8 protein-coding genes are annotated in these 6,071 nt (G+C 57.0%); 4 read left to right on the forward strand and 4 right to left on the reverse strand.

The genetic code is table 11. The features are described 5' to 3' along the window. Positions 1 to 62: 62 nt before the first annotated feature. A complete protein-coding gene (locus BN1137_RS18380; protein WP_050719985.1) occupies positions 63 to 533 on the reverse strand; it encodes an outer membrane lipoprotein in 471 nt (156 codons plus the stop codon). Between the two features lie 17 nt (positions 534 to 550). Here BN1137_RS18380 and aat point away from each other — a divergent pair, with 17 nt between their 5' ends. The 3 genes from aat to infA all read left to right on the forward strand — a co-directional run bounded on the left by aat (position 551) and on the right by infA (position 2,258). Then, complete coding sequence (aat, locus tag BN1137_RS18385) at positions 551 to 1,258, forward strand: leucyl/phenylalanyl-tRNA--protein transferase (protein ID WP_050719986.1); 708 nt, start codon at positions 551 to 553, stop codon at positions 1,256 to 1,258. Further along, positions 1,255 to 1,971, forward strand: coding sequence for an arginyltransferase (locus tag BN1137_RS18390; RefSeq protein WP_050719987.1), 717 nt, complete (start codon positions 1,255 to 1,257; stop codon positions 1,969 to 1,971). Before aat ends, BN1137_RS18390 begins: the two co-directional genes overlap by 4 nt. A gap of 68 nt (positions 1,972 to 2,039) precedes the next feature. Further along, positions 2,040 to 2,258 carry a translation initiation factor IF-1 gene (gene infA / locus BN1137_RS18395; protein WP_005300033.1) on the forward strand — a complete coding sequence of 73 codons (219 nt, stop codon included), beginning with the start codon at positions 2,040 to 2,042 and terminating at the stop codon, positions 2,256 to 2,258. A gap of 69 nt (positions 2,259 to 2,327) precedes the next feature. Here infA and clpA read toward each other — a convergent pair whose 3' ends face one another. Both clpA and clpS read right to left on the reverse strand, forming a co-directional pair. Next, complete coding sequence (gene clpA, locus BN1137_RS18400; RefSeq protein WP_050719988.1) at positions 2,328 to 4,580, reverse strand: ATP-dependent Clp protease ATP-binding subunit ClpA; 2,253 nt, start codon at positions 4,578 to 4,580, stop codon at positions 2,328 to 2,330. Between the two features lie 60 nt (positions 4,581 to 4,640). Next, positions 4,641 to 4,958: an ATP-dependent Clp protease adapter ClpS gene (gene clpS, locus BN1137_RS18405; protein ID WP_050719989.1), complete on the reverse strand. Its 318-nt coding sequence runs from the start codon at positions 4,956 to 4,958 to the stop codon at positions 4,641 to 4,643. Between the two features lie 228 nt (positions 4,959 to 5,186). Here clpS and cspD point away from each other — a divergent pair, with 228 nt between their 5' ends. Further along, a complete protein-coding gene (gene cspD, locus BN1137_RS18410; protein WP_042653616.1) occupies positions 5,187 to 5,405 on the forward strand; it encodes a cold shock-like protein CspD in 219 nt (72 codons plus the stop codon). 126 nt (positions 5,406 to 5,531) lie between these two features. Here cspD and BN1137_RS18415 read toward each other — a convergent pair. Beyond that, a partial coding sequence (locus tag BN1137_RS18415; RefSeq protein ID WP_157433844.1) for an aspartate-semialdehyde dehydrogenase occupies positions 5,532 to 6,071 on the reverse strand: 540 nt, incomplete at its 5' end.

Consider the following 6,071-nt stretch of genomic DNA (forward strand, 5'->3'; position numbering starts at 1 on the left):
TATTCTCTCCTCGATTTCAGACCTCTATTACCGCTCACTCCTCTCGCGCTCAACAACCCGCTTCAATAGGTCTTGTCGACTCGCACCCCGTCACTGAAGTAGAGAATGCGCACCTTGTCGCCACTGGCAAATTGCATGGCCGGATCGTAATCCTGGATCACGTTGATGAGCCCATCCTGCTCGTTGCGAATGAGCAGCTCCACCAGCTTGTTCTCCACCACACTGCCACCTGACTGGTATTGCTGCACCGCAGCCGCCCCTGCCAGGGCCCCCACCGCGGTGGCAATTTCCCGGCCATGGCCACCACCGAACTGGTTGCCAATCAACCCACCCAGCACGGCGCCACCCAATGTCTTCCAGCCGGTATGCTCGGATTCCACTATCTGACGCTGGGTGATGTTGCGCACCGAATCCACCTGGCCAAACACCACCTGATCCACGGGGCGCGCCGTGTTGCGCTCATAGGGCGCGGCCCAGGCGGGCGCAGTGACAAAGCCAAGCAAGCTGGATACTATCAGGATAATGGCCTTCATCTGTGAACCTCTGTCTTATGTCTCGCTATCTTACCCAACTGGATGATGAGCAATACTGGTTTCCCACCCCCAGCCATGCGCTGGAGGAGCCCAACGGGCTACTGGCTATCGGCGGGGATCTCTCCCCCGAACGCCTGCTGGCAGCTTATCACAGGGGGATCTTCCCGTGGAATGAGCCCCACCAACCCTTGCTGTGGTGGTCACCGGATCCAAGAGGCGTCATCGAGCCTGAGCAGTTGCATATAGGCCGCAGCCTGCAGAAGTTTATCCGTCGAACCTCATTCGATATTTCCATCGATCGGGCCTTTAATGAGGTAATAGCCGCCTGCGCCGCACCCCGTCGCAACGCGGGTGGAACCTGGATAAGTCCTCCCATGATCGACGCCTATCAGCAACTTCATCGCCTCGGCCACGCCCACTCCGTCGAAGTCTGGCAGGATGTCCAGTTGCAGGCGGGGCTCTACGGCCTCAGCCTCGGTCGCGTCTTCTGCGGCGAGTCCATGTTCAGTCGCATCGACAACGGCGCCAAACTGGCCATGGTGGCACTCTGCCGCCACTTCGCCCGCCACAATGGCGCTCTCATCGACTGCCAGATGCAAAACGATTTTTTGGCGACCCTGGGCATAGAGCAATGGCCCAGACGACGCTTTCTTGCAGCGCTGGATCAACTCACCCAACAGCCATTGAACGCGGGCTGCTGGCAGCCGGGGAGCATCAGTCTATGACCGAAGAAGTGATCCTGAAAGTCGGGCTGACCCCCAAGCACCCGTGCAGTTATCTCGGCCATGAACAAGAGCAGTTGCTGGTGCTGATGGACCATGAGCTGCTCAACGCGGCGGGCTATGAGCGGTTGCTCACGGCGGGATTTCGGCGCAGTGGCAATGACATCTATCGCCCGCACTGCCCCGCCTGCAGTGCCTGCCAGTCGCTGCGCATTCACAGCGAGCATTTCGTGCCGAGCCGTAGCCAGAAACGCATTCGCCAGCTGAACCGGGATCTCGAACTGGTGCTCAGTTATGACGACAAGCCGGAATATTACCAGCTCTACGAGCGCTACATCCGCGAGCGCCACCACGATGGCAGCATGTACCCGCCGAGCCGCACCCAGTACAAGGGCTTCCTGCATTGTGACTGGATGCCGCCCCTCTATCTGGAGATGCGCAAGGAGGGACGCCTCATCGGGGTGGCCACCACGGATCTGCTGCCCCACGCCCTGAGCGCCATGTATACCTTCTTCGATCCGGACTATGCCGATCGCTCCCTCGGCACCTACGCCATTCTGAGCCAACTGGAACTTGCCCGCCGCACCGGTCGCAGCTGGTTGTATCTCGGCTATCTGGTGGAGGCCTGTCGCAAGATGAATTACAAGCGCCAGTACCTGCCCCATGAGCTGCTGGTGCAGGGGGAATGGAAAAAAATCGACACCAAGCCCGAGTAAACTTTACACATAGCCTTAAATCCGGCATGATCCAGCGGATTTTTGTTGTGGCTTATCAAGAGGATTCAATGGCTAAAGAAGACAGTATTGAGATGCAGGGCACTATTCTCGAGACCCTGCCCAATACCATGTTCCGTGTGGAACTGGAAAATGGTCACGTGGTTATCGCTCATATTTCCGGCAAGATGCGCAAAAACTACATCCGTATCCTGACTGGGGACAAAGTAACGGTGGCTCTGACTCCGTACGACCTCTCCAAGGGACGTATTGTTTTCCGCTCTCGCTAAGCCAGGAATTCAGCAAAAAACCCCAGCCTTTCGGTTGGGGTTTTTTGTCATTTCTGGCCTCAATCACGCTTAGTGGGAGACAGCTTCGACATTGACCTGAAAATCAAAGCTGAGGCTGTTATTTACCAACTCAACCTTCACGACCCCACCATCGACCAGTGAGCCAAACAGGATCTCATTGGCCAGGGGTTTCTTGAGGTGCTCCTGAATGACCCGCCCCATGGGTCTGGCACCCATAGCCCGCTCGTAACCCTTCTCGGCCAACCAGTGGCGTGCCTCTTCGGATATCTCGAGTGACACCCCTTTGGTATCCAACTGTACCTGCAGTTCAACGATGAACTTGTCGACCACCTGATGGATCACCGCCATATCGAGGTGATTGAACCAAATGGTGTGATCGAGCCGGTTTCTGAACTCCGGGCTGAACGTCTTGTTGATCACCGCCATGGCGTCGTGGCTCATGTCCTGCTGCTGGAAGCCAATCGACTTGCGCTGGGTCTCCTGCACACCGGCGTTGGTGGTCATCACCAGGATCACATTGCGAAAATCCGCCTTGCGCCCGTTGTTGTCCGTCAGGGTACCGTTGTCCATCACCTGCAGCAGCAAGTTGAAGACATCCGGGTGCGCCTTCTCAATTTCGTCCAGCAACACCACAGAGTGCGGGTGCTTGAGTACGGAGTCGGTCAGCAAGCCACCCTGCTCAAAACCGACATAGCCAGGGGGCGCCCCGATCAGACGGGAGACAGTGTGACGCTCCATGTACTCGGACATGTCAAAGCGCAGCACCTCGACCCCGAGCGCCTTGCCAAGCTGCTGGGTGACTTCGGTCTTGCCGACTCCGGTCGGCCCGGCAAACAGGAAGCAACCCACCGGCCGGCGCTCGTTGCCAAGCCCTGAGCGTGACAGACGAATCGCATCGATCAATACGGTGATGGCCTTGTCCTGACCAAACACCACCATCTTGAGGTTGCGTTCCAGATTGCGCAGCACTTCCTTGTCGGAAGAGGAGACCGATTTTTCCGGGATGCGGGCAATCTTGGCAACGATCGCCTCGATCTCCGGCACGTTGATCACTTTCTTGCGTTTGCTGACCGGCAGCAACCGCTGCCCAGCCCCGGCTTCATCGATCACGTCGATGGCTTTGTCCGGCAGGTGGCGATCGTTGATGTACTTGGCCGAGAGCTCCACCGCGGCCCGAATGGCCTTGACGGTGTAGCGCACGCCGTGGTGTGACTCATAGCGGCTCTTGAGCCCCATCAGGATGCGGGTGGTGTCGTCCACGCTCGGCTCGACGATGTCGATCTTCTGGAAGCGACGCGCCAGCGCCCTGTCTTTCTCGAAGATCTGGGAGTATTCCTGATAAGTGGTCGAACCGACACAACGCAGCAGCCCGTTGGAGAGCAGCGGTTTGATGAGGTTGGCCGCATCCAGCTGACCACCGGAGGCTGCCCCCGCACCTATGATGGTGTGGATCTCGTCGATGAACAGGATGGCCCCTTCCTGGCGCTCGATCTGCTTGAGCAGCACCTTGAGGCGTTTTTCGAAATCGCCACGGTACTTGGTGCCCGCCAGCAGGGAGCCCATGTCCAGTGAATAGATGGTGCTGTTGGCAATGACCTCTGGCACATCCCCCTTGACGATGCGATAGGCCAGACCTTCCGCGATGGCGGTTTTACCGACCCCGGCTTCCCCCACCAGCAGCGGGTTGTTCTTGCGACGGCGGCACAGCACCTGGATGGTGCGGCTCAACTCCTGATCCCGGCCGATGAGCGGATCGATGCGCCCTTCCAGCACCAGCTGGTTGAGGTTGGTGGCAAAACTCTCGATCTGGGCAGAAGAGACATCGTCGTCCGACTCGGCATTATTGCCACCGCTCTCGGGCTTGCTGTCTTTACGCACCCCATGGGAGAGAAAATTCACCACATCCAGTCGGCTTACTTCGGCTTTTTTCAGGAAGTAGGCGGCTTGGGATTCCTGCTCGCTGAAGATGGCGACCAGTACATTGGCGCCGCTCACCTCGGTATTGCCCGAGGATTGCACATGGAACACGGCCCGTTGCAGCACGCGCTGGAAGCCAAGGGTGGGTTGGGTTTCGCGGTCTTCGTCGTCGCGAGGAATGAGCGGGGTTGTTTGATTGATGAATGCGCGGATCTCTTTGCGCATCAATTCCACATCCGCACCACACGAACTCAGCGCCTCATGGGCTGAGCTGTTATCCAGCAGGGCTAACAACAGGTGCTCGACGGTCATGAATTCGTGGCGCTCGTCACGGGCCAGTTTGAAAGCCTCGTTCAGCGTCTTTTCTAAATCTTTGTTCAACATAGGCACCTCCCCTCAGTACAGCAACAATGTGGTGTCGTCATCGCTATCAAGTCATCAGATTCAAGCCTTTTCCATGGTACATAGCAGTGGATGTTCGTTGTTACGTGCGTAGGTGTTTACCTGGACCACTTTGGTTTCGGCAATCTCGGCGGTAAATGTGCCGCAGACTCCCTTACCACTATAATGCACACTCAACATGACCTGAGTCGCCTTGTCCAGATCCATACCAAAGAACTTTTGCAGCACCTCCACCACGAACTCCATCGGCGTATAGTCATCGTTGTTCAACACGACCTTGTACATGGGTGGCGGTTGCAGCTTCGTTTTCTCTGCTTGTGCAATCTCTTCATTCGCAAAGAGTTCTTTCTGCTTGCTCATAATCGCGCTTCGGTACCTCTAGATTACTATCGTCTTGCTGAAGATTGTCAATAGACTTGTTAACTCGATCACATCAGTTGTTAACAACTTCTTGACTCGTTCAAAAGTTAGACTAGATTGGTTACTTGCTAATCGGCGCCCGTCTGCTATGGGCTGATGCTCTAGTTATATAAGGCTGGCGCAGGTTACTCAACGACTTCAGGGTAATCAATAAAAGGATGTAGATGTATGGCAACCGGAACAGTCAAGTGGTTCAACAACGCAAAAGGATTTGGGTTTATCTGTCCGGAAGACGGTGGTGAAGATATCTTCGCTCACTACTCCACGATACAAATGGAAGGTTACAAGACCTTGAAAGCAGGTCAGGCAGTCAATTTTGAACTGCAACAGGGGCCGAAAGGAAATCATGCCTCTGTTATCGTGCCAAACGAAGCACAGAACATGTAAGAGTCGAACTGGATCAATAAAAAACGGCAGCCGCAAGGCTGCCGTTTTTTATGGCAGAGACGAACCACCACAAAAAAGGAAGGCCCAAGCCTTCCTTTATATGTACTTCGCCTCGCAGGCCGCGGTTTATGCGCGATCCAGCAGGATGTTGAGCATCCGGCGCAGCGGCTCGGCGGCGCCCCACAGCAGCTGATCCCCGACGGTGAAGGCGGCCAGGTACTCAGGCCCCATGTTCAGCTTGCGCAGACGCCCCACCGGGATGCTGAGGGTGCCGGTGACGGCGGCCGGGGTCAGCTCGCGGGCGGTGATGTCGCGATCGTTCGGGATCACTTTCACCCAGTCGTTGTGAGCCGCGATCAGCGCCTCGATTTCGGGGAGCGGCACGTCCTTCTTCAACTTGATGGTGAAGGCCTGGCTGTGGCAGCGCAGGGCGCCGATCCGCACGCACAGACCGTCCACCGGGATGGCCGCATCTTCGATTCCCAAGATCTTGTTGGTCTCCGCCTGGCCCTTCCACTCCTCACGGCTCTGGCCGTTGTCGAGCTTGGTGTCGATCCAGGGGATCAGGCCACCGGCCAGCGGCACGCCGAAGTTGTCCACCGGCAGGGTGCCGGAGCGGGTCTTCTCGGTGATCTTGCGCTCGATGTCGAGGATGGCAGAGGCGGG

Source organism: Aeromonas tecta (genome assembly GCF_000820185.1).
Lineage (GTDB): Bacteria > Pseudomonadota > Gammaproteobacteria > Enterobacterales > Aeromonadaceae > Aeromonas > Aeromonas tecta.